Origin of the sequence: Streptomyces durocortorensis (assembly GCF_016901035.1) — a bacterium.
In the GTDB taxonomy this organism is placed as follows: domain Bacteria; phylum Actinomycetota; class Actinomycetes; order Streptomycetales; family Streptomycetaceae; genus Streptomyces; species Streptomyces durocortorensis.
The window spans coordinates 24,402-43,192 of the sequence record NZ_JAFEUF010000035.1; the positions used below are offsets into that span (position 1 = coordinate 24,402).

Here is an 18,791-nt window from a genome sequence, read left to right on the forward strand (position 1 = left end):
AAAGGGTATCCGGTCGCCAGGGGTGTTGCCGTCCGCCTGCCGCTCGGCCGCGGGTACGCTCGCCTGCGGTGATCACATCAGGACAGATCCTGTCAGGACCGGTCCAGGCCCGAAGGAGAAACGTGCGGCGCACGGGGACGACGCGCAGGGGGGCGCTCACCGCGACGGGAGCCCTCGCCCTGGGTGCGGTGCTGACCGGCTGCGGGGGCGACGACGATGGCGCCGGGGGGAAGCAGCCCGCGCACTCCGGCGCGCGGGCCACCACCGCGAAGGCCGAGAAGACGCTGCGCGAGAAGGCGGTGCGCGACGGCGCCCTCCTGCTCGCCCAGTACGACCTGGTGGCCGAGGCGCATCCGGCCACGGCGGCGGGCCTCGTGCCCCTGCGGGCGGCCGTGGCCGAGCACGGGAAGGCGCTGGCGCCGCCGCGCGCGAAGGGCGAGCCGAAGAAGGGCGCCCCGAAGGCCGACGACGCTCCTCCGGCACCCGCCGGTCCGGTGTCGGCCGACCCGAAGGCCGCGGTGCGGGAGCTGGCCGCCGCCGAGCGCCGCCGGGCCGACGCGCACACCGAGGCCCTGCTGACGGCCGGACCCGAGCTGGCCCGGCTGCTGGCCTCGGTGGCGGCGGCCGCCGCGGCACACGCGTACCTGCTGACCGAACTGGCCGAGGAGACAGCCGTATGAGCACCCGTTCGATCCGGCGGTCCGATGACGACTCCGACGCCGACTCCCCCGAGCTGACCGCCGTCCAGGCCGCCCTGGCCGCCGAGCACGCCGCGGTGTACGGCTACGGGGTGCTGGGCGGCCGTCTCGACGGCAAGCGGGGCGCCGAGGCCCGGGCGGCGCACGACGCTCACCGGGCCCGCCGGGACGCGCTGGCGCGCACCGCCCGGGACCTGGGCGGGCGCCCGGTGGCCTCGGACGCCGCGTACGCCCTGCCGTTCGCCGTGCCGGACGGCCCCGCCGCTGTGCGGCTCGCCGCGGTCCTGGAGGACCGGATCGCGGGCGCCTACGCCGATCTCGTCCGGGCCACCGAGGGCGCGCGGCGGGAGGACGCCGCGGGTGCGCTGCGGGAGGCCGCGGTGCGGTCGGCCCGGTGGCGGGGCGGCAACGTAGCCTTTCCGGGGCTCGCCGAGCGGGCCGCCGGTGCGGATCCGGCCGCGACGGGCCCGGTGGAGGCAGCGGGCGCGGACGGGACGCGCTGACCCGAAGGATCCGGAAAGGGAACACACGACGTATGGGTTTCGAACCGCCGCAGCGCCTCGTGCGCGCGCTCGGCGAGATGTACGGGGACGCCGCGGCGGCCGACTGGCTGGCCGGGCTCCCCGCGCTGACCGAACGGGCGCTCACCGCCGGGGACGGCCTCACCGTGGAGCGGGTGGCCGCCCCCGGCGGGCGCAGCTCCCTGGTGGTCCTGGTGCGGCGGGCCGACGGAACCCCGGCCGCGCTGAAGATCGCCCCGCCGGTCGCCGGGCCCGAGCTGGAGCGGGCGGCGCTGGAGCACTGGAACGGCTGGGGCGCGGTGAAGCCGCTGGACGGCCCGGGGCTCGACGAGGCTGAGCCCGACGGGTCCGGGGCGCTGCTGCTGGAGCGGCTGCACCACGAGGTGTCGCTGCGCTCGCTGCCGGAGGCGAAGGCGCTGCTGGAGGCGGCGGGCACGGTGCGCAGGCTGTGGGTGGCGCCGCCCGCGGAGCACGCATTCGAGACGGTGGCCGGGCGGACCGAGCGGCAGAGCGCCGGGATGCGGGCCGCCGCCGAGGCCGATCCGGAGCTGGCGCCACTGGTGGACGCGGCGCTCGCGGCCCGCGCCGAACTGATCGAGGGGCCGCCCGAACTCCTGCTGCTGCACGGCAACTTCCGGCAGAGCAAGGTGCTGGCCGGCGAGCGGGCGCCGTGGCTGACGGTGGGTCCTGAGCCGCTGGTGGGCGAGCGCGCCTATGACCTGGCGCGGCTCGTGCGGGACCGGGTGGAGGATCTGATCGCCTCGCCCGGCGGCCCGGTGACGGCCCGGCGGCGGGTCAAGAAGCTGGCGGAGTCGCTGGAGGTGGAACAGGCGCGGCTGCACGGCTGGACGCTGTTCCGGGCGGTCGAGTCGGGCACCCGCGCGCTGGCCGAGGGGCGGCGGCAGATGGGCGAAGTGAACCTGGAGTTCGCGGGCTGGCTGTAGCCCTGTCCCGTACGGCGAAGGCCCCCCCCCCCCCGTGCGCGGGGGCCTTTTCCATCGGCTGATCAGGCCAGGTCGGCCGTCAGGCGGGCGATCGCCTCGTCGACGGTCAGCTCCTCGCGCTCGCCGGTGCGGCGGTCCTTCAGCTCCAGGACGCCGTCGGCCGAGCGGCGGCCCGCGACCAGGATCTTGGGCACGCCGATCAGCTCGGAGTCGGTGAACTTCACGCCGGGCGAGACGCCGGGGCGGTCGTCGACCAGGACGCGCAGGCCCGCCGCGTTGAGCTTCTCCGAGACGTCGAGGGCCAGCTCGGTCTGGAGGGCCTTGCCCGCGGCGACGACGTGGACGTCGGCCGGGGCGATCTCGCGGGGCCAGCACAGGCCCTTGTCGTCGGCGGTCTGCTCGGTGAGGGCGGCCACGGCGCGGGAGACGCCGATGCCGTACGAGCCCATCGTGACGCGGACGGGCTTGCCCTGCTGGCCGAGGACGTCGAGCTGGAAGGTGTCGGCGTACTTGCGGCCGAGCTGGAAGATGTGGCCGATCTCGATGGCGCGGTCCAGGGTGAGGCCGGTGCCGCAGTTGGGGCAGGGGTCGCCCTCCTCGACCACGACGACGTCCAGGTACTGGTCGACCTCGAAGTCGCGGCCCGCGACGACGTTCTTGGCGTGCTTGCCCTCCTTGTTGGCGCCGGTGACCCAGGAGGTGCCGGGGGCGACGCGGGGGTCGGCCAGGTAACGGACCTTCTCCAGACCCTGGGGGCCGACGTAGCCGCGTACGAGGTCGTCGCGGCCGACGAAGTCCTCGGCGGTGACCAGCTCGACGACGGCGGGGGCGAGGTGCTCGCCCAGCTTGCCGAGGTCGACCTCGCGGTGGCCGGGGACGCCCACAGCCACGATCTCGCCGTCCACCTTGACCAGCAGGTTCTTCAGCGTGGCCGAGGCGGGGACGCCCAGGTGCGCGGCGAGGGTCTCGATGGTCGGGGTGTCGGGGGTGTCCAGCTCCTCGACCGCACCGTGCGCCGAGCCGTCGACCGGGGCGAGCGCGAAGGTCACGGCCTCGGTGTTGGCGGCGTAGTCGCAGTTCGGGCAGTCCGCGAAGGTGTCCTCACCGGCGGCGGCGGGGGCCAGGAACTCCTCGGACGCCGAGCCGCCCATCGCGCCGGAGACGGCGGAGACGATGCGGTGGTCCAGGCCCAGGCGCTCGAAGATCTTGATGTACGCGGCCCGGTGCAGGGCGTAGGAGTGCGCGAGGCCCTCGTCGGTGGTGTCGAAGCTGTACGAGTCCTTCATCTGGAACTCGCGGCCGCGGAGCACGCCGGAGCGGGGGCGGGCCTCGTCGCGGTACTTCGTCTGGATCTGGTAGAGCATCACCGGCAGGTCCTTGTAGGACGTGCACTGGTCCTTGACGGTCTGGGTGAAGATCTCCTCGTGGGTGGGGCCGAGGAGGTAGTCGCCGCCCTTGCGGTCCTTGAGGCGGAAGAGCAGGTCGCCGTACTCCTCCCAGCGGCCGGACGCCTCGTAGGGCTCCTTGGGCAGCAGGGCGGGGAGCAGGACCTCCTGGGCGCCGATGGCGTCCATCTCCTCGCGGACCACGCCTGAGATGTTGTCCAGGACCTTCTTGCCGAGCGGCAGCCAGGACCAGATGCCGGCCGCGTTGCGGCGGACGTATCCGGCGCGGACCAGCAGCTTGTGGCTGAGCGTCTCGGCGTCCGCCGGGTCGTCGCGCAGTGTCTTGATCATCAATCGGGACATGCGCTGGACCTGGGCCATGGTGAACTCCTGCTCGCGAAAGTGGTGAGCCCGAGGTTAACCGGGCGGTGCGGGCGGGCGGAAATCCATTCAGCTCGGGGGGCGCAGCAGCGGCAGGGGCGCGCCCATGACCGCGTACGGCTGCGGGGCGCTCGGGAAGACGACCTGGCGGGCCAGGTCGCGGTAGCCGAGCGCGCGGTACAGGGCGCGGGCCGGGCTGTCCTTGTCGATCGCCGAGAGGATGGACCGGGGGTGGTCGACGGCGTCGGTGATGGCGGTGATCAGGGTGCGGCCGATGCCGCGCTGCTGGTGGTCGGGGTGGACGTGGAGTTCGGTGATGACGAAGGAGTCGTCGAGCCAGCCGTCGGAGCCGGTGGCCCGCAGATAGGGCTCGACGACGGTGGACCACCACTGGGCGCGGTCGTTGGGCAGCCCGTAGACGAAGCCGACGAGCCGTCCGTCGGGGGCGGTGGCGCCGAGTGCGCGGGCGTGGGGGTGCTCCAGGTGCCGGAGGACGATGTGACGGCGTACGTCGATCTCGTCCTGGCTCAGTCCGAAGGCGGCCGCCTGGACGTGCAGGGCTTCGTCGACGCGGGCGGCGAGGTCGACGGGGCCGATCTCGGCGTCGGGTGCTGCGGGGCCTTCTGCGGGGGCTGCCATGCCGGAACCCTACTGGCCGGGGTCGGCGTCCCGGTAAGCACGACGGCTCAGAACAGGACGCTCATGAACGCGCCGACCTCGCGGAAGCCGACGCGACGGTAGGCCTTGCGGGCGGGGGTGTTGTAGTCGTTCACGTAGAGGCTGACGACGGGGGCGACGTCGGCGAGGGCGTAGCGCAGGACGGCGGCCATGCCCGTTTCGGAGAGGCCCTTGCCGCGGTGTTCGGGGGCGACCCAGACACCCTGGATCTGGCAGGCCTCGGGGGTGGCCGCGCCGATCTCGGCCTTGAAGACGACCTTCCCGTCGTCGATGCGGGCGAAGGAGCGGCCGGTGCCGATGAGTTCGGCGACGCGGGCCTGGTAGAGCAGTCCGCCGTCGCCGGCGAGCGGGGAGATGCCGACCTCCTCGGTGAACATCGCCACGCAGGCCGGCATCAGGACTTCGGTCTCGTCCTTGCGGATGCGGCGGACGAGCGGGTCGGGCGTGACGTCGGCGGAGAGGCTCTCGGTGACCATGAGGGGCTGGTTGGCGCGGACCTCGCGGGCGGGGCCCCAGCTCGGTTCGAGGAGCCGCCAGAGCTGGGTGGTGGGTTCGGCGGGGCCGACGATGGAGGAGCAGCGGCGGCCTGCCCGGCGGGCCCGGTCGGCGAAGGCGCGGACGGCTTCGGGCCCGGCGCAGATGGGGACGAGGTTGGCGCCGGAATAGCACAGGGAGCGGAGCCTGCCGTCGGCGTACCAGCCCCACATCTCGCCGCCGAGGCGCCAGGGGTCGAGCCCGGCGACCTGCACGCGGGAGGTCACGAAGGCGTTGGCCACGGGCTCGCTCTCCAGAATGGCGAGTGCGGCGCCGAGGTCGCTGGGTTCGAGGACCCGGGTGGTGGTCTGCGTCAACACGAGGGGGCCTCACCATACGGTCTGCTGATTTCCGCACTGTAACCGAGAAGGCCCTCGAACGCCGCCCGAGTCCGGGGAACGGCTTCCGGGGACGCAGCCGCCCCCCCCGATGCGGCACCCGGCGGGGCGGCGATAACGCGTGAGGGCGCAGGTCAGGCGCCGATGGAGACCTGGGGTTCGCCGGACGAGATGCCGTCCTTCTCCATCTGCTCGGCGATCTTCAGGGCCTCTTCGATGAGGGTCTCGACGATCTTCGACTCGGGGACGGTCTTGATGACCTCGCCCTTCACGAAGATCTGGCCCTTGCCGTTGCCGGAGGCGACGCCGAGGTCGGCCTCGCGGGCCTCGCCGGGGCCGTTGACGACGCAGCCCATGACCGCGACGCGCAGCGGGACCTCCATGCCCTCCAGGCCGGCGCTGACCTGGTCGGCGAGCTTGTAGACGTCGACCTGGGCGCGGCCGCAGGACGGGCAGGAGACGATCTCCAGGCGGCGCTGCTTGAGGTTCAGCGCCTCCAGGATCTGCAGGCCGACCTTGACCTCCTCGGCCGGCGGGGCCGAGAGGGAGACGCGGATGGTGTCGCCGATGCCCTCGGAGAGCAGGGCGCCGAACGCGACGGCCGACTTGATGGTGCCCTGGAACGCCGGTCCGGCCTCGGTGACGCCGAGGTGGAGCGGGTAGTCGCTCTGGGCGGCGAGCTGGCGGTAGGCGTTGACCATGACGACCGGGTCGTTGTGCTTGACCGAGATCTTGATGTCGCCGAAGCCGTGCTCCTCGAAGAGGGACGCCTCCCAGAGGGCGGACTCGACGAGGGCCTCGGGGGTGGCCTTGCCGTACTTCTTCAGGAGCCGCGCGTCCAGGGAGCCGGCGTTGACGCCGATCCGGATGGGGGTGCGGGTCTCGGAGGCCGCCTTGGCGATCTCCTTGACCTTGTCGTCGAACTGCTTGATGTTGCCGGGGTTGACACGGACCGCCGCGCAGCCGGCGTCGATCGCGGCGAAGACGTACTTCGGCTGGAAGTGGATGTCGGCGATCACCGGGATCTGCGACTTCCGGGCGATGGTGGCCAGCGCGTCGGCGTCGTCCTGCGTCGGGCACGCGACCCGGACGATCTGGCAGCCGGAGGCCGTCAGCTCGGCGATCTGCTGGAGCGTGGCGCCGATGTCCGACGTACGGGTCGTCGTCATCGACTGCACGGAAACGGGTGCGTCGCCGCCGACCGCGACCGTGCCGACCTGGATCTGTCGGCTGACCCTTCGGTCGGCGAGCTTGGTCGGAACGGCCGGCATTCCGAGAGAAATCGCAGTCATGCGCTGTGCATCCCCAAGGTGTGGATCAAGGTCCCGAGATCGGCGGGCTCCAGGCTTCGAGGTTACGGCACCGGAGCCCGGGCGGACGCACCCGTGTCGACATGTCCACCCCTCGGTGACCGGCCGGACACAACGCGTGTGCCCGGCCGACACCTGTGGGACAACAGGGACGGAAGGGGTGATCAGGAGATCTTGACGGGGTTCACGATGTCGGCCACCAGGACCAGCAGCGTGAAGCAGATGAAGACCCCGGCGACCACATAGGCGACGGGCATCAGCCGGGCCACGTCGAACGGGCCCGGGTCGGGGCGCCGGAAGACCTTGGCCACGTTGCGCCGCAGCGACTCCCACAGCGCGCCCGCGATGTGCCCGCCGTCCAGCGGGAGCAGCGGGAGCATGTTGAACAGGAACAGCGAGAGGTTGAAGCCGGCGAGCAGGAACAGCATCATCGCGACCTGGTTCTGCGCCGGGATGTCGAGGTTCATCACCTCGCCGCCGATCCGGGCCGCGCCGACCACGCCGACCGGCGAGTCGTCGGCGCGTTCGCCGTCGCTGAAGGCCGCGTCCCAGAGGGCGGGGATCTTGGCGGGCAGGGCGATGATGGAGTCGACGCCGTTCTCGATCATGTCGCCCATGCGGACGACGGAGTCGCCGAAGCCGAGCGGCACGATCTCGGTCTGCGCGGCGAAGCCGAGGTAGCCCGCCTTGACGAACTTCTCCGGGATGACCTCGCCGTTGCCGTCCTTCTTGGCGACCTCGTTCTCGCGCAGGACGGCGTTGAGCGTGACTTCCCTGCCGTCGCGTTCGACGACGATGGCGGCGGGGCCGATCGTCTCGCGGATGCGGTCCGAGAGCGTGGCCCAGTCGTCGACCTTCGTTCCCGCGAAGGCGACGATCTTGTCGCCCTCCTGGAGCCCGGCGGCCTTGGCGGGCGAGGGGTCGTCGCCGGGCGCGCACTCCTGCCGCTTCTCGCTCTGCGCGATCACACACTGCTGGACGCCGCCGACCTCGGTGGTCTGGGTCTGGAAGCCGAAGGTCATCGCTACGCCCATGAAGATGGCGACGGCGAGGATCAGGTTCATGAAGGGGCCGGCGAACATCACGATGACGCGCTTCCACGGCTTGCGCGTGTAGAAGAGGCGCTTCTCGTCGCCCGGCTGCAGCTCCTCGAAGGCGGCGGAGCGGGCGTCCTCGATCATGCCGCGCCACGGGGAGGTGGAGCGGGCTTCGAGGCGGCCGTCGGGGCCGGGCGGGAACATCCCGATCATGCGGATGTAGCCGCCGGCCGGGATGGCCTTGATGCCGTACTCGGTGTCGCCCCTCTTCTTCGACCAGAGCGTCGGGCCGAAGCCGACCATGTACTGCGGCACCCGGATGCCGAACATCTTGGCCGTGGAGAGGTGGCCCAGCTCGTGCCAGGCGATGGAGAAGAGCAGGCCCACGACGAAGACGGCGATCCCCAGGACCGTCAGCAGGATCGAGGTCAGACTCATGCGCGCGCCTCCGCTGTCGCTTTAGCCGAGAGTTCCCGGGCCCGTGCGCGGGCCCACGTTTCCGCTTCGAGGACGTCCTCGACGCTGAGCGAGGTTCCCGGGGCGGGGGTGCCGTGTTCGGACACCACAGCCGTGACCGTATCCATGATTCCGTTGAAGGGCAGCTGTCCGGCGAGGAAAGCGTCGACGCATTCCTCGTTGGCCGCGTTGAACACGGCCGGGGCGGTGCCGCCGAGCCCGCCGACGTGCCGGGCGAGACCGACGGACGGGAAGGCCTCGGTGTCCAGCGGGAAGAACTCCCACGTGGAGGCCTTCGACCAGTCGAAGGCGGGGGCCGCGTCCGGGATCCGCTCGGGCCAGCCGAGGCCGATGGCGATGGGGCCGCGCATGTCCGGCGGGGTGGCCTGGGCGAGCGTGGAGCCGTCGCTGAATTCCACCATCGAGTGGACGTAGGACTGCGGGTGGACGACGACCTCGATGCGGTCGAACGGGATGTCGTAGAGGAGGTGCGCCTCGATGACCTCCAGGCCCTTGTTGACCAGGGTCGCGGAGTTGATCGTGATGACCGGTCCCATCGCCCAGGTCGGGTGGGCGAGCGCCTGCTCCCGGGTGACGTCGGCCAGCTCCTCGCGCGTACGGCCCCGGAAGGGTCCGCCGGAGGCGGTGACGACGAGTTTGCGGACGTCGGCGCGGGTGCCGGCGGCCAGCGCCTGGAAGAGCGCGGCGTGCTCGGAGTCGACCGGGATGATCTGGCCGGGGGCGGCGAGCGCCTTCACCAGCGGGCCGCCGACGATCAGCGACTCCTTGTTGGCGAGGGCGAGCGTGCGGCCCGCCTTCAGGGCGGCGAGGGTCGGGGCGAGCCCGATGGAGCCGGTGATGCCGTTGAGCACGGTGTGGCAGGCGCTCGCGGCGAGGGTGGTGGCCGCGTCGGGTCCGGACAGGATCTCGGGGAGCGGCTCACCGGTCCCGTACTGGTCCCGCAGCGCCTCGCGCAGGGCGGGGACCGCGTCCTCGGCGGCGACCGCGACGGTGTCGACGCGCAGCCGGCGGGCCTGCTCGGCCAGCAGGGCGACCCGGCCGCCGGCGGCCGAGAGCGCTGTGACCCGGAAGCGGTCGGGGTTGCGCAGGACCAGGTCGATGGCCTGGGTGCCGATGGACCCGGTGGAGCCGAGGATCACGAGATCCCGGCGGCCGTCCGCGGCGTCGAAGACGAGATGCGGATCGGCGAGGGGGGCGGGGCTGTCGCTCATGCCTCCATTGTTGCCGCTCCGGCTGTGTGCGCGGACAGCGCGTCCCGGTGGGGCGTGCCCGCGACCCCGTTCAGCGCCCTGGGAGGCCGTCCGCGAAGTCCGCGAACACCTCGTGGAAGCGCGGGAAGGTCTTGCGTACGCAGCCGGGGTCGTCGTACGTCAGGCCGGGTGTGCGCAGTCCGGCGACGGCGAAGGACATCACGATGCGGTGGTCGCCGTGGGTGGCGATCCCGGTGGGCTTCGGCGTGCCGGGGTGGATCTCGATCCGGTCCGGGCCGGTGTGGACGGTGATGCCCATGGCGCGCAGGTTCTCGGCGCACGCCTCCAGCCGGTCGCACTCCTTGACCCGGGTGTTGGCCACGTCCTCGATGACGACGGGCCCGTCCGCGTACGGAGCGATCGCGGCGAGGGTCGGCATGGTGTCGGAGATGTCGCGCATGTTGACGGTGATCCCGCGCAGCCGGCCGGTGGAGCGGACGGTGGTCGCGTCGGCGCCCACCGCCACCTCGGCGCCCATGTCCCGCAGGACGTCGACGAAGCGCAGGTCGCCCTGGAGCGCGCCGATGCCGAGGCCGGGGACGGTGACCTCGCGGCCGGTGAGGGCCGCGGCGGCGAAGAAGTAACTCGCGGTGGAGGCGTCGGGTTCGACGGCGTAGGCGGTGGCCCGGTAGCCGCCGGGAGGGACGGTGAAGGTGTTCCCCTCCCGCTCCACGTCCACGCCGAAGTCGCGCATCATCGCGAGGGTGATCCCGACGTACGGCGCGGAGACCAGCTCGGTGACCTCGATGCGCAGGCCCTTCGCGGTGAGCGGCCCGAGCATCAGCAGCGCGGTGAGGTACTGGGACGACTCCCCTGCGTCCAGGGTGAGTTCGCCGCCCTGGATCCCGGCGGCGCGCACGGTCAGCGGGTGGTGCCCCTCCGCTCCCCCGTGGCGCAGGTCGACGCCGAGGGCGGTGAGGGCCCGGGTGAGCGGGGCGAGCGGGCGGCGGCGCATCTGGGCGGAGGCGTCGAAGCGGTACGTGCCGGAGGCGGCGGCCGCGACGAGGGTGGGCAGGAAGCGGGCGGTGGTCGCGCCGTCGCGGCAGTAGACGTCGGCGTCGGGGACGGCGGGCCCGGCCGGGCGGCCCTCGATGTGCCAGCGGTCGGCATCCTGCGTAACCACGTAACCGAGGCTCTTCAGCCCTTCGGCGAAGCCCTCGGTGTCGTCCGAGCGCAGTGGCCGCAGCAGGGTGGTGGTGCCTTCGGCGGCGGCGGCCAGGAAGAGGGCGCGGGCGGTGACGGACTTGGAGCCGGGGATGTCGATGACGGTCACGGCGCTCATCCTGCCCTGCCGGGAGCGCGGTGTACGGGGTGCGTCCGGTGCGTGGACGTGGGGGACGCACCGGACGCACCGGACGTACCGAATGCACCGGATGCACCTCGTACGGTTCCGTGCCTAGCGCACCGGGCGGTGCTGGTTCTCCTGGGCGGCGGGGCCGGGGGTGGCGTCCGCGATCCAGGGGCCTTCGCCGCTGGGGTCGATGACGCCCTCCTCCAGCCAGGTGTACGTCCCCGACAGGACGCCGTCGACCACGCGCCGGTCGAGATCGTCGGTGTTGGACCACAGGCGGGTGAACAGTTCCTCGACCCGGATGCGGGCCTGCTCGCAGAAGGCGTCCGCGAGCTGGTAGGCCTCGCGGCCGTGCTCCTCCGCCCCGCGCAGGTGCTCGGCGCGGACGCAGGCGGCGCTCATCGCGAAGAGTTCGGCGCCGATGTCGACGATCCGGCCGAGGAAGCCCTGCTTGGTCTCCATCCGGCCCTGCCAGCGGGACATGGCGTAGAAGGTGGACCGGGCGAGCTTGCGCGAGGCCCGCTCGACGTACCGGAGGTGCCCGGAGAGGTCGCGGTGCCCGGCCGGGTGGAACTCGGCGTACGTGCGCGGCAGTTGCCCCGGTCCGGCGACGAGTTTGGGCAGCCAGCGGGCGTAGAACCCGGCGGCGTTGGCGCCCGCCTTCGCCTTGGCGGAGAGCGGCTTGTCGGGGTCGATGATGTCGCCCGCGACCTTGAGGTGGGCGTCGACGGCCTCGCGGGCGATCAGCAGGTGCATGATCTCGGTGGAGCCCTCGAAGATGCGGTTGATCCGCATGTCCCGGAGCATCTGCTCGGCCGGCACGGCCCGCTCTCCGCGCGCGGCCAGCGACGCGGCGGTCTCGAAGCCGCGGCCGCCACGGATCTGGACCAGTTCGTCGGCGATCAGCCAGCCCATCTCGGAGCCGTACAGCTTGGCGAGGGCGGCCTCGATGCGGATGTCGTTGCGGTCCTCGTCGGCCATCTGCGAGGAGAGGTCGACGATGGCCTCCAGGGCGAAGGTGGTGGCCGCGATGAAGGAGATCTTCGCGCCGACCGCCTCGTGTTTCGCGACGGGCCGACCCCACTGCTCGCGTACGGCGGACCATTCGCGGGCGATCTTCAGCGACCACTTGCCGACGCCGACGCACATCGCGGGCAGCGAGAGGCGGCCGGTGTTGAGGGTGGTCAGGGCGATCTTCAGCCCGGCCCCCTCGGGCCCGATCCGGCAGGCCCCGGGCACCCGCACCTGGTGGAAGCGGGTGACGCCGTTCTCGATGCCGCGCAGGCCCATGAAGGCGTTGCGGTGCTCCACGGTGACGCCGGGGGCGTCGGCCTCGACGACGAAGGCGGTGATGCCGCCGGGGTGCCCCTCGGAGGCGGGCACCCGGGCCATGACGACGAGGAGGTCGGCGACGACGCCGTTGGTGGTCCAGAGCTTCACCCCGTCCAGGACGTAGTCCGGCCCGTCGGGCACGGCGGTGGTGGCGAGGCGGGCCGGGTCGGAGCCGACGTCCGGCTCCGTCAGCAGGAACGCGGAGATGTCGGTGGTGGCCAGCCGGGGCAGGTAGACGTCCTTCTGCTCCTGGGTGCCGAAGATCTTCAGGGGCTGCGGTACACCGATCGACTGATGCGCGGAGAGCAGCGCGCCGATCGCGGGGCTGACGGAGCCGACGAGAGCGAGCGCCTTGTTGTAGTACACCTGGGTGAGTCCGAGGCCGCCGTACTTGGTCTCGATCTTCATCCCGAGGGCGCCGAGCTCCTTGAGCCCCGCGATCACCTCGTCCGGGATCTTCGCCTCGCGCTCGATCCGGGCGCTGTCGATGTGCGTCTCGCAGAACGTACGCAGCCGCGCCAGGAACTCCTCACCGCGCCGTATGTCGTCCGGCGGTGGCAGAGGGTGCGGATGGATCAGGTCGAGCCGGAAACGTCCGAGGAACAGCTCCTTGGCGAAGCTGGGCTTGCGCCAGTCCTGCTCCCGGGCGGCCTCGGCGACCCGTCGCGCTTCACGTTCGGTGACCTTGGGGGCCTTGGGGACCTGGGGAGTGTTGTGTGGTGCGGACATGAGGGACCTCACCTCGCCGCGCGTGACCAGGAGGGTTGGGCCGCCCGGGACGCACGGACTGCTAGTCGCTGCTTACTGGTCCGTATGTAACCCCTGTACCCGTGGTTCGGCACCCGCACCAGCCCCCGCGCACGGACACGCGAACGGCCTGAGCCCCCGCACAGTGGGCTCAGGCCGTTCGCTTGCGCCGCCACCGCCCGCGCTCGCTGTCCGGGCGGAAGGCGGGCGGGGGTCGTCCGGGGGGGTGTTACAGGGCGAGGCCGGTGAGGACCAGGACGCGCTCGTAGGTGTAGTCGTCCATGGCGTAGCGGACGCCCTCGCGGCCGACGCCGGACTGCTTGGCGCCGCCGTACGGCATCTGGTCGGCGCGGTACGAGGGGACGTCGCCGATGATCACGCCGCCGACCTCCAGGGCGCGGTGGGCGCGGAAGGCGGTCTGGAGGTCGTGGGTGAACACGCCTGCCTGGAGGCCGTACTTGGAGGAGTTGACGGCGGCGAACGCCTCGGCCTCGCCGTCGACCTTCTGGATCGACATGACCGGGCCGAAGACCTCTTCGCAGGAGAGCGTGACGTCGTCGGGGAGGGAGGCGAGGACGGTCGGGGCGTAGGTGGCCCCGTCGCGCTTGCCGCCGGTGAGCAGCTCGGCGCCGCCCTGGACGGCCTCGTCGACCCAGGACTCGACACGCTTCGCCGCGTCCTCGCTGACGAGCGGGCCGACATCGGTCGTGGCGTCGGCCGGGTCGCCGGTGACCAGGGCCTCGACGGCGGCGACGATCTTCGGGACGAGCCGGTCGTAGACCGAGGCGTCGGCGATGACGCGCTGCACCGAGATGCAGGACTGGCCGCCCTGGTAGTTGGAGAAGGTGGCGATCCGGGTGGCCGCCCAGTCGAGGTCCTCGTCCGAGGCGTAGTCGCCGAGGACGACGGCCGCGCCGTTGCCGCCGAGCTCCAGGGTGCAGTGCTTGCGGGGCACCGACTCCATGATCGCGTAACCGACCGGGCCGGAGCCGGTGAAGGAGATGACCGGCAGGCGCTCGTCCTGGACCAGGGCGGGCATCTTGTCGTTCGGGACCGTCAGGACGGACCAGGAGCCGGCGGGCAGGTCGGTCTCGGCCAGCAGCTCGCCGAGGATGAGCGAGGAGATCGGAGTCGCCGGGGCCGGCTTGAGGATGATCGGGGCGCCGACCGCGATGGCCGGGGCGACCTTGTGGGCGCTGAGGTTCAGCGGGAAGTTGAAGGGCGCGATGCCGAGGACGGCCCCGCGCGGGAAGCGCCGGGTCAGCCCGAGGCGGCCGGTGCCGCCGAGGTCGGTGTCGAGCCGCTGGGCCTCTCCGCCGTTGAAGCGGCGGGCCTCCTCGGCGGCGAACCGGAACACGGACACGGCACGGCCTACCTCGCCGCGGGCCCACTTGATCGGCTTGCCGTTCTCGGCCGAGATCAGCTGGGCGATCTCCTCAGTGCGCTCCGTGAGCCGGCGTACGACGTGGTCGAGGGCTGCCGCCCGGACGTGCGCCGGGGTGGCGGCGAATTCGTCGCGTACGGCGTGGGCGGCGGCGACGGCCTCCTCGACCTGGGCGTCGGTCGGCACACTGACGGTGCCGACGAGGCGTCCGTCGTAGGGGTTGGTGACGTCGAAGCTGTCGGCACCGGTGGCCTGGCGGCCGGCCACCCAGAAGGCGTGGGGCGAAGTCATGGAGGTTCCGGCCCTTCGGAGGTCGTGAGGAGGTGGGATGTGTCTCGTCGTGGGCGCCCGGAAGGCTCCCCTCTGTGGTCCCACGGTAGGGGAGGAGGCGCCCAAGGCGTTTGTCCGGCGTGGAGCGGAGCGGGGGCCGGGTGCGCCGAATTGGCGGAAGGGGTGTGCGTGGAGCGCGGGCCGCCCGCCCGACGGGCGGCGTTCAGCTTCCGGAGTCCTCGGCGGGCATGGTCGCCTCCGTCGCCTTGAGGGCGAGCCACAGCTCCATACGGACGTCCGGGTCGTCGAGCGAGCGGCCGAGGATCTCCTCCACCCGGCGCATCCGGTAGCGCAGGGTGTGCCGGTGCACGCCGAGGTCGGCGGCGGCCGCGTCCCACTGGCCGTGGCGGGAGAGCCAGGCTCGCAGGGAGGCCACGAGGTCGCCGCGGCCCTTGGCGTCGTGCTCGTAAAGGGCGCGGAGCATGCCGTCGGCGAAGGCCCGTACCGCGTCGTCGGCGAGCAGCGGGAGGACCGAGCCGGCGGCCAGCTCCTCGTGCTCGACCAGGGCCCGGCCACGGCGGCGGGCGACGGAGAGGGCCTGTTCGGCCTGCTTGTACGCGGCGGAGACGGCGATCGGGCCGGAGGGGGCGGAGAGCCCGACCACGACGTCGCTGTCCTCGGCGCCGCCCTCGCGCGGGGCGCGGTCGTCCTGGGCCTCGGCGTAGGCCGCGCAGGCGGCGACGGCGGCTCCGCCGTCGCCGGGGACCACGACGACGCGCTCGCCCTCGCCTTCGGGGACCAGGAGCAGGGCCTCGCCGGTACGGGCGGCGGCGGCCTCCATCGTCTCGGTGAGCAGTTCGGGCCCGGCGGGCGCGGAGGCCTCGGCGATGAGCAGCCGGAACGGGGCGTCGAGCAGCCCGCCGTAGAGGTCTCCGGCGACCGCCCGGGCGTGGTCGGGCTGTCCGGCGAGCAGCATGCGCAGGACGGCGGCGCCCAGGCGTTGCTCGGCGCCCTGGAGGGAGCGGGAGCGAGCGGTGGTGAGGGTGAGCAGGGCGACGGCGGAGTGCACGGCGTACCGCTCGGCGGTCCCGAGCGCCGCTCCCGTACCGACGGCCAGCGCGCCGCGGGCCCGGCGGCCGGTGCCCAGCGACTGGAGCTCGACCCGGTCCTCGTTGTCGCCGACGACGACGCTGGCGGGGGCGGGTCTGTCCCGGAGGCGTTCGACGTCGGGGGTGAGGCGCGCGGCGCGGCGGGCGGCCCACTCGGGGGCGGCGGCGAGCACCGCGCCGGAGGTGTCGTACAGGGCGGCCCAGCCGTCGACGTGGGCGGCGAGGCGGGCGAGGAGATCGGCGGGCCCGTCCCCGGCGAGCGCGGCCTTGGTCAGCTCGCGCTGGGCCTCGAAGCCGGCGGTGACCGCGCGGTACTGGTCGGCGGCGATGGCGGCGGAGACCGCCTTGCTGATGGCGAGGAACGGGGTGCGACGGGGCACTTCGAGGAGCGGCAGGCCGGCTTCCTCGGCGGCTCCGACGAGCGCTTCCGGGACGGCCTCGTAGTTGACCCCGACCGCGAATCCGACCCCGGCGACCCCGGCCTCGGCCAGCCGCCGCACGTAGCGCCGCATGGAGTCGGCGTTCTCGGCGTCGAGGTTGGTGGCGGTGACGAGGAGGAGCTCGCCGCCGTCCATGTACGGGACGGGGTCGGCGAGCTCGCTGGCGTGGGCCCAGCGCACGGGGGTGCCGAGCCGGTCCGCGCCCGCCCGCACGGTGAGCTTGAGCGCCGAGTGCTGGACGAGCGAGGCGAGCGTGGGGGGCATGGGCGGGGAACCCTCAAGGTCGGGGACGAGGTCGCGGACGCCACCGCCTTGCGGACGGCCGGATCGCCGGCCGGAACGGTGGGCCCGAATTTCGCCGTCCCGTATGAACGGCTGCCTCCGATTCTGCCAGGGCGGCAGGGTACCGGTAACCGCTCTCCGTCGACTCTCGGGTTACTTCCGGGTAGCCACTTCCGCCGTCTCAGCCGTCTCAGCCGTCGAGGTGGACGAGAAGGGGGGGTGCGTGTTCGCCGTCGACATTGGCCAACCGGATGACTGCGTGACCCGACGGAACCGCGTACGCCAGTTCCGAGGCCGACCAGCGCTCCTTCTCCACCTGCCGTACGGTCACCGCGTCCGTGGTCACGGCCTTGCCGGTGACGAGCTTGCGCAGGGCGTGCAGGGCGCGGGTGAACGGCTGGTCGGCGAAGACGGTGTGCTGGGCGACCTCGCGGGTCTCCACCCACTCCTTGCCCCAGGCCTCGGCGAAGCGTTTGCCGTCCCAGGTGGTGATACCGGAGAAGGCCGCCGTGCAGCCGACCGCGCCGAGCAGCGGGGTGTGCAGGGCTTCGGGGACGTCGTCGACGGTACGCAGGGTGAGCACCGCCCCGGCGTTGACCGAACGCAGCCGGCGGATGCCCCGGACGGTCTCGGCGGTGACGGCGTGAGTGGCGTCGTCCAGGACCAGGCAGACGAAGAGCGAGGTGTCGGTACGGGCTGCGGTGATCGCGGTGAACTGGGCGAGGAGCAGCCGGGTCAGCAGCCGGGATGCCTCGGCGTGACCGCGCTCGGGCAGGTCGACGCGGACTCGCAGCGGATGCTGGCCGAGCGCGCGCAGCTCGAAGGGGCGGGCGTCCGGGCCGGTGGCGAAGAAGCCGGTGAACGTGGGCCGGTCGAGCAGCGCCACCCGGTCGGCGAGGACCGGTGCCGGGTCGCCGGGGCCGCCCGCCTGCCGCGACCGCGCGTCCAGCTCGCGGAGCATCGCGTGGTGGCCGGCGGCTTCGAGGGAGGCGCGGAGCCCGGCGTGCGCGGCCGGTGTGCCGTCGAGGAGTTCACGCAGCTCGGGTACGGAGGGGAAGTGGCCGTGGGCGGCGCGGTACGGGCCGAGCAACTGGGCGAGGACGGTGGCGGCGCGGCGGCTGTCGAGGCTGCCGACATCGCCGACGAGCCCTTCGGCGAGGACGGCTGCCGCCTCGTCGGGGTCGGTGGTGCCGCCGTACAGGTCGATGTCGTGGGCGGAGCCGGGGTGACCGAGGCGGACGACGACGTCGAAGGCCTCGTCCGGGCCGAGCGGCTCGCCCGCCCCGCCGACGGCGAGGACCGCGGCCTGTCCGGCCAGCGCGCGCAGGGCGAGCGCCTCGACGACCGGCCGGACCAGCCGGGCGGACTTCCCGGCGCCGGGCGGTCCGACAGCGAGCAGGGAGGTGCCGAGCAGCGCGGGGTCCAGGGCGAGGCCCGTGCCCCGGCGGACGTACGGGTTGTGCGGGTCCTCGGCGCACCGGCCGATCCTGACCTGGCCGGTGAGTACGTCGTGGCGGGCGGTGCGCCGGGGCAGGTCGCGGGCGCCGGAGGGGTGCAGGGCGGCGGCCCCGCCGGTCCGCAGGACGGCCTCCGCGAGGGGGGCGAGCCGTTCGGGCCGCCGGGTGGCGAGCGTCCACGCGTGGCGCAGCCGGGCCACGTCCACGTCGTTCATGCGGCCGGTGCGGGCCTCGGCGGCGAGGGTGTCCGCGGCGTCGGTCCAGCCGGCGGCGCGCAGCTCGGGCCACTGGTCGGCGGAGGTCGCGGTGGCCGGGGCCGAGGTGTCCGCAGGCGTGACGGCGGAAGTGCCCCGGCGGGCGGCGATCAGTTCGCGCCAGCGGCCGAGCCGGGCGAAGGGCCAGAGGACGGCGGCGGCGATCACCGCGTAGATCACGTTGACGACGGTCTGGCTCTGGTAGATCTCGCCGCCCGCGACGGAGGCGACGAGCACCAGGACCGGGCGGACGACCGGGAGCGTCTCCTTCCAGACGAGCAGCTGGGTCAGGCCCGCGGCGGCGGCGGCCGCGAGCGCGAGGAAGGGCTGACCGCGCTCCGCGACATGGCGGCGGAAGAGCTCGGAGAAGTTGCCGATCCGGCCGCAGCCGTAGGCCAGCAGGCCGAAGAGGATCGCCTCGTACACCGTGAGGGCGTCGCTGCCCTCGATGGTGCGGGGGCCGCCGGACGTGCCCGGGTTCCACCACTCGCCCGGGGTGAAGAGCTTCAGCGGGACGAGGCGGTAGGGGAGGTAGCCGTTGCGCCACAGCGACCACAGCAGCAGCGCGGAGAGGAGCGCGATCAGAGCGCCGACCAGCAGGGACCGGTCGGACACCCGCTCGGACTCCTCGGGCGGGGGCGGGGTGTAGCCGTACCGCCAGACGCCCGGTTC

General features: G+C 73.1%; 14 protein-coding genes. 3 read left to right on the forward strand and 11 right to left on the reverse strand.

Annotated features, from left to right (window positions below):
• Positions 1-122: 122 nt before the first annotated feature.
• The 3 genes from JS521_RS10140 to JS521_RS10150 are packed head-to-tail and all read left to right on the forward strand — an operon-like array spanning position 123 to position 2,163.
• Complete coding sequence (locus tag JS521_RS10140; protein WP_205082386.1) at positions 123-680, forward strand: hypothetical protein; 558 nt, start codon at positions 123-125, stop codon at positions 678-680.
• A complete protein-coding gene (locus JS521_RS10145) occupies positions 677-1,201 on the forward strand; it encodes a ferritin-like domain-containing protein (RefSeq protein WP_205082387.1) in 525 nt (174 codons plus the stop codon). The genes JS521_RS10140 and JS521_RS10145 overlap by 4 nt, the downstream gene beginning before the upstream one ends.
• 32 nt (positions 1,202-1,233) lie before the next feature.
• The gene (locus JS521_RS10150) at positions 1,234-2,163 is read left to right on the forward strand and encodes an aminoglycoside phosphotransferase family protein (protein WP_205082388.1); all 930 of its coding nucleotides are present in this window, start codon (positions 1,234-1,236) and stop codon (positions 2,161-2,163) included.
• 62 nt (positions 2,164-2,225) lie between these two features.
• Here the strand turns inward: JS521_RS10150 and JS521_RS10155 are convergent, their stop codons facing one another.
• From JS521_RS10155 to JS521_RS10205, 11 genes are all read right to left on the reverse strand, one after another.
• A complete protein-coding gene (locus tag JS521_RS10155) occupies positions 2,226-3,929 on the reverse strand; it encodes a proline--tRNA ligase (protein WP_205082389.1) in 1,704 nt (567 codons plus the stop codon).
• A 69-nt stretch (positions 3,930-3,998) separates the two neighbouring features.
• Positions 3,999-4,568 (reverse strand): GNAT family N-acetyltransferase, encoded by a 570-nt coding sequence (locus tag JS521_RS10160; protein WP_205082390.1) that lies wholly within the window; start codon positions 4,566-4,568, stop codon positions 3,999-4,001.
• A 47-nt stretch (positions 4,569-4,615) separates the two neighbouring features.
• Positions 4,616-5,461, reverse strand: a complete 846-nt coding sequence (locus tag JS521_RS10165) for a GNAT family N-acetyltransferase (RefSeq protein WP_205082391.1) — start codon at positions 5,459-5,461, stop codon at positions 4,616-4,618.
• Between the two features lie 152 nt (positions 5,462-5,613).
• Positions 5,614-6,771, reverse strand: a complete 1,158-nt coding sequence (gene ispG / locus JS521_RS10170) for a flavodoxin-dependent (E)-4-hydroxy-3-methylbut-2-enyl-diphosphate synthase (RefSeq protein WP_205082392.1) — start codon at positions 6,769-6,771, stop codon at positions 5,614-5,616.
• 182 nt (positions 6,772-6,953) lie between these two features.
• Entirely contained in the window at positions 6,954-8,264 is a 1,311-nt protein-coding gene (locus tag JS521_RS10175; protein ID WP_205082393.1) for a M50 family metallopeptidase, read from the reverse strand.
• Complete coding sequence (dxr, locus tag JS521_RS10180) at positions 8,261-9,514, reverse strand: 1-deoxy-D-xylulose-5-phosphate reductoisomerase (protein WP_205082394.1); 1,254 nt, start codon at positions 9,512-9,514, stop codon at positions 8,261-8,263. The genes JS521_RS10175 and dxr overlap by 4 nt, the downstream gene beginning before the upstream one ends.
• Positions 9,515-9,584: 70 nt before the next feature.
• Positions 9,585-10,826, reverse strand: a complete 1,242-nt coding sequence (gene aroA / locus JS521_RS10185; protein ID WP_205082395.1) for a 3-phosphoshikimate 1-carboxyvinyltransferase — start codon at positions 10,824-10,826, stop codon at positions 9,585-9,587.
• 123 nt (positions 10,827-10,949) lie between these two features.
• Entirely contained in the window at positions 10,950-12,905 is a 1,956-nt protein-coding gene (locus JS521_RS10190) for an acyl-CoA dehydrogenase family protein (RefSeq protein ID WP_205082396.1), read from the reverse strand.
• A 247-nt stretch (positions 12,906-13,152) separates the two neighbouring features.
• On the reverse strand, positions 13,153-14,598 hold the full coding sequence (locus tag JS521_RS10195) for an aldehyde dehydrogenase family protein (RefSeq protein ID WP_205082397.1): 1,446 nt from the start codon (positions 14,596-14,598) through the stop codon (positions 13,153-13,155).
• A 202-nt stretch (positions 14,599-14,800) separates the two neighbouring features.
• Positions 14,801-16,390, reverse strand: a complete 1,590-nt coding sequence (locus tag JS521_RS10200) for a PucR family transcriptional regulator (RefSeq protein WP_205082398.1) — start codon at positions 16,388-16,390, stop codon at positions 14,801-14,803.
• A gap of 208 nt (positions 16,391-16,598) precedes the next feature.
• Positions 16,599-18,791 (reverse strand): ATP/GTP-binding protein (locus tag JS521_RS10205; RefSeq protein WP_239487045.1); only part of this gene is annotated, 2,193 nt, incomplete at its 5' end.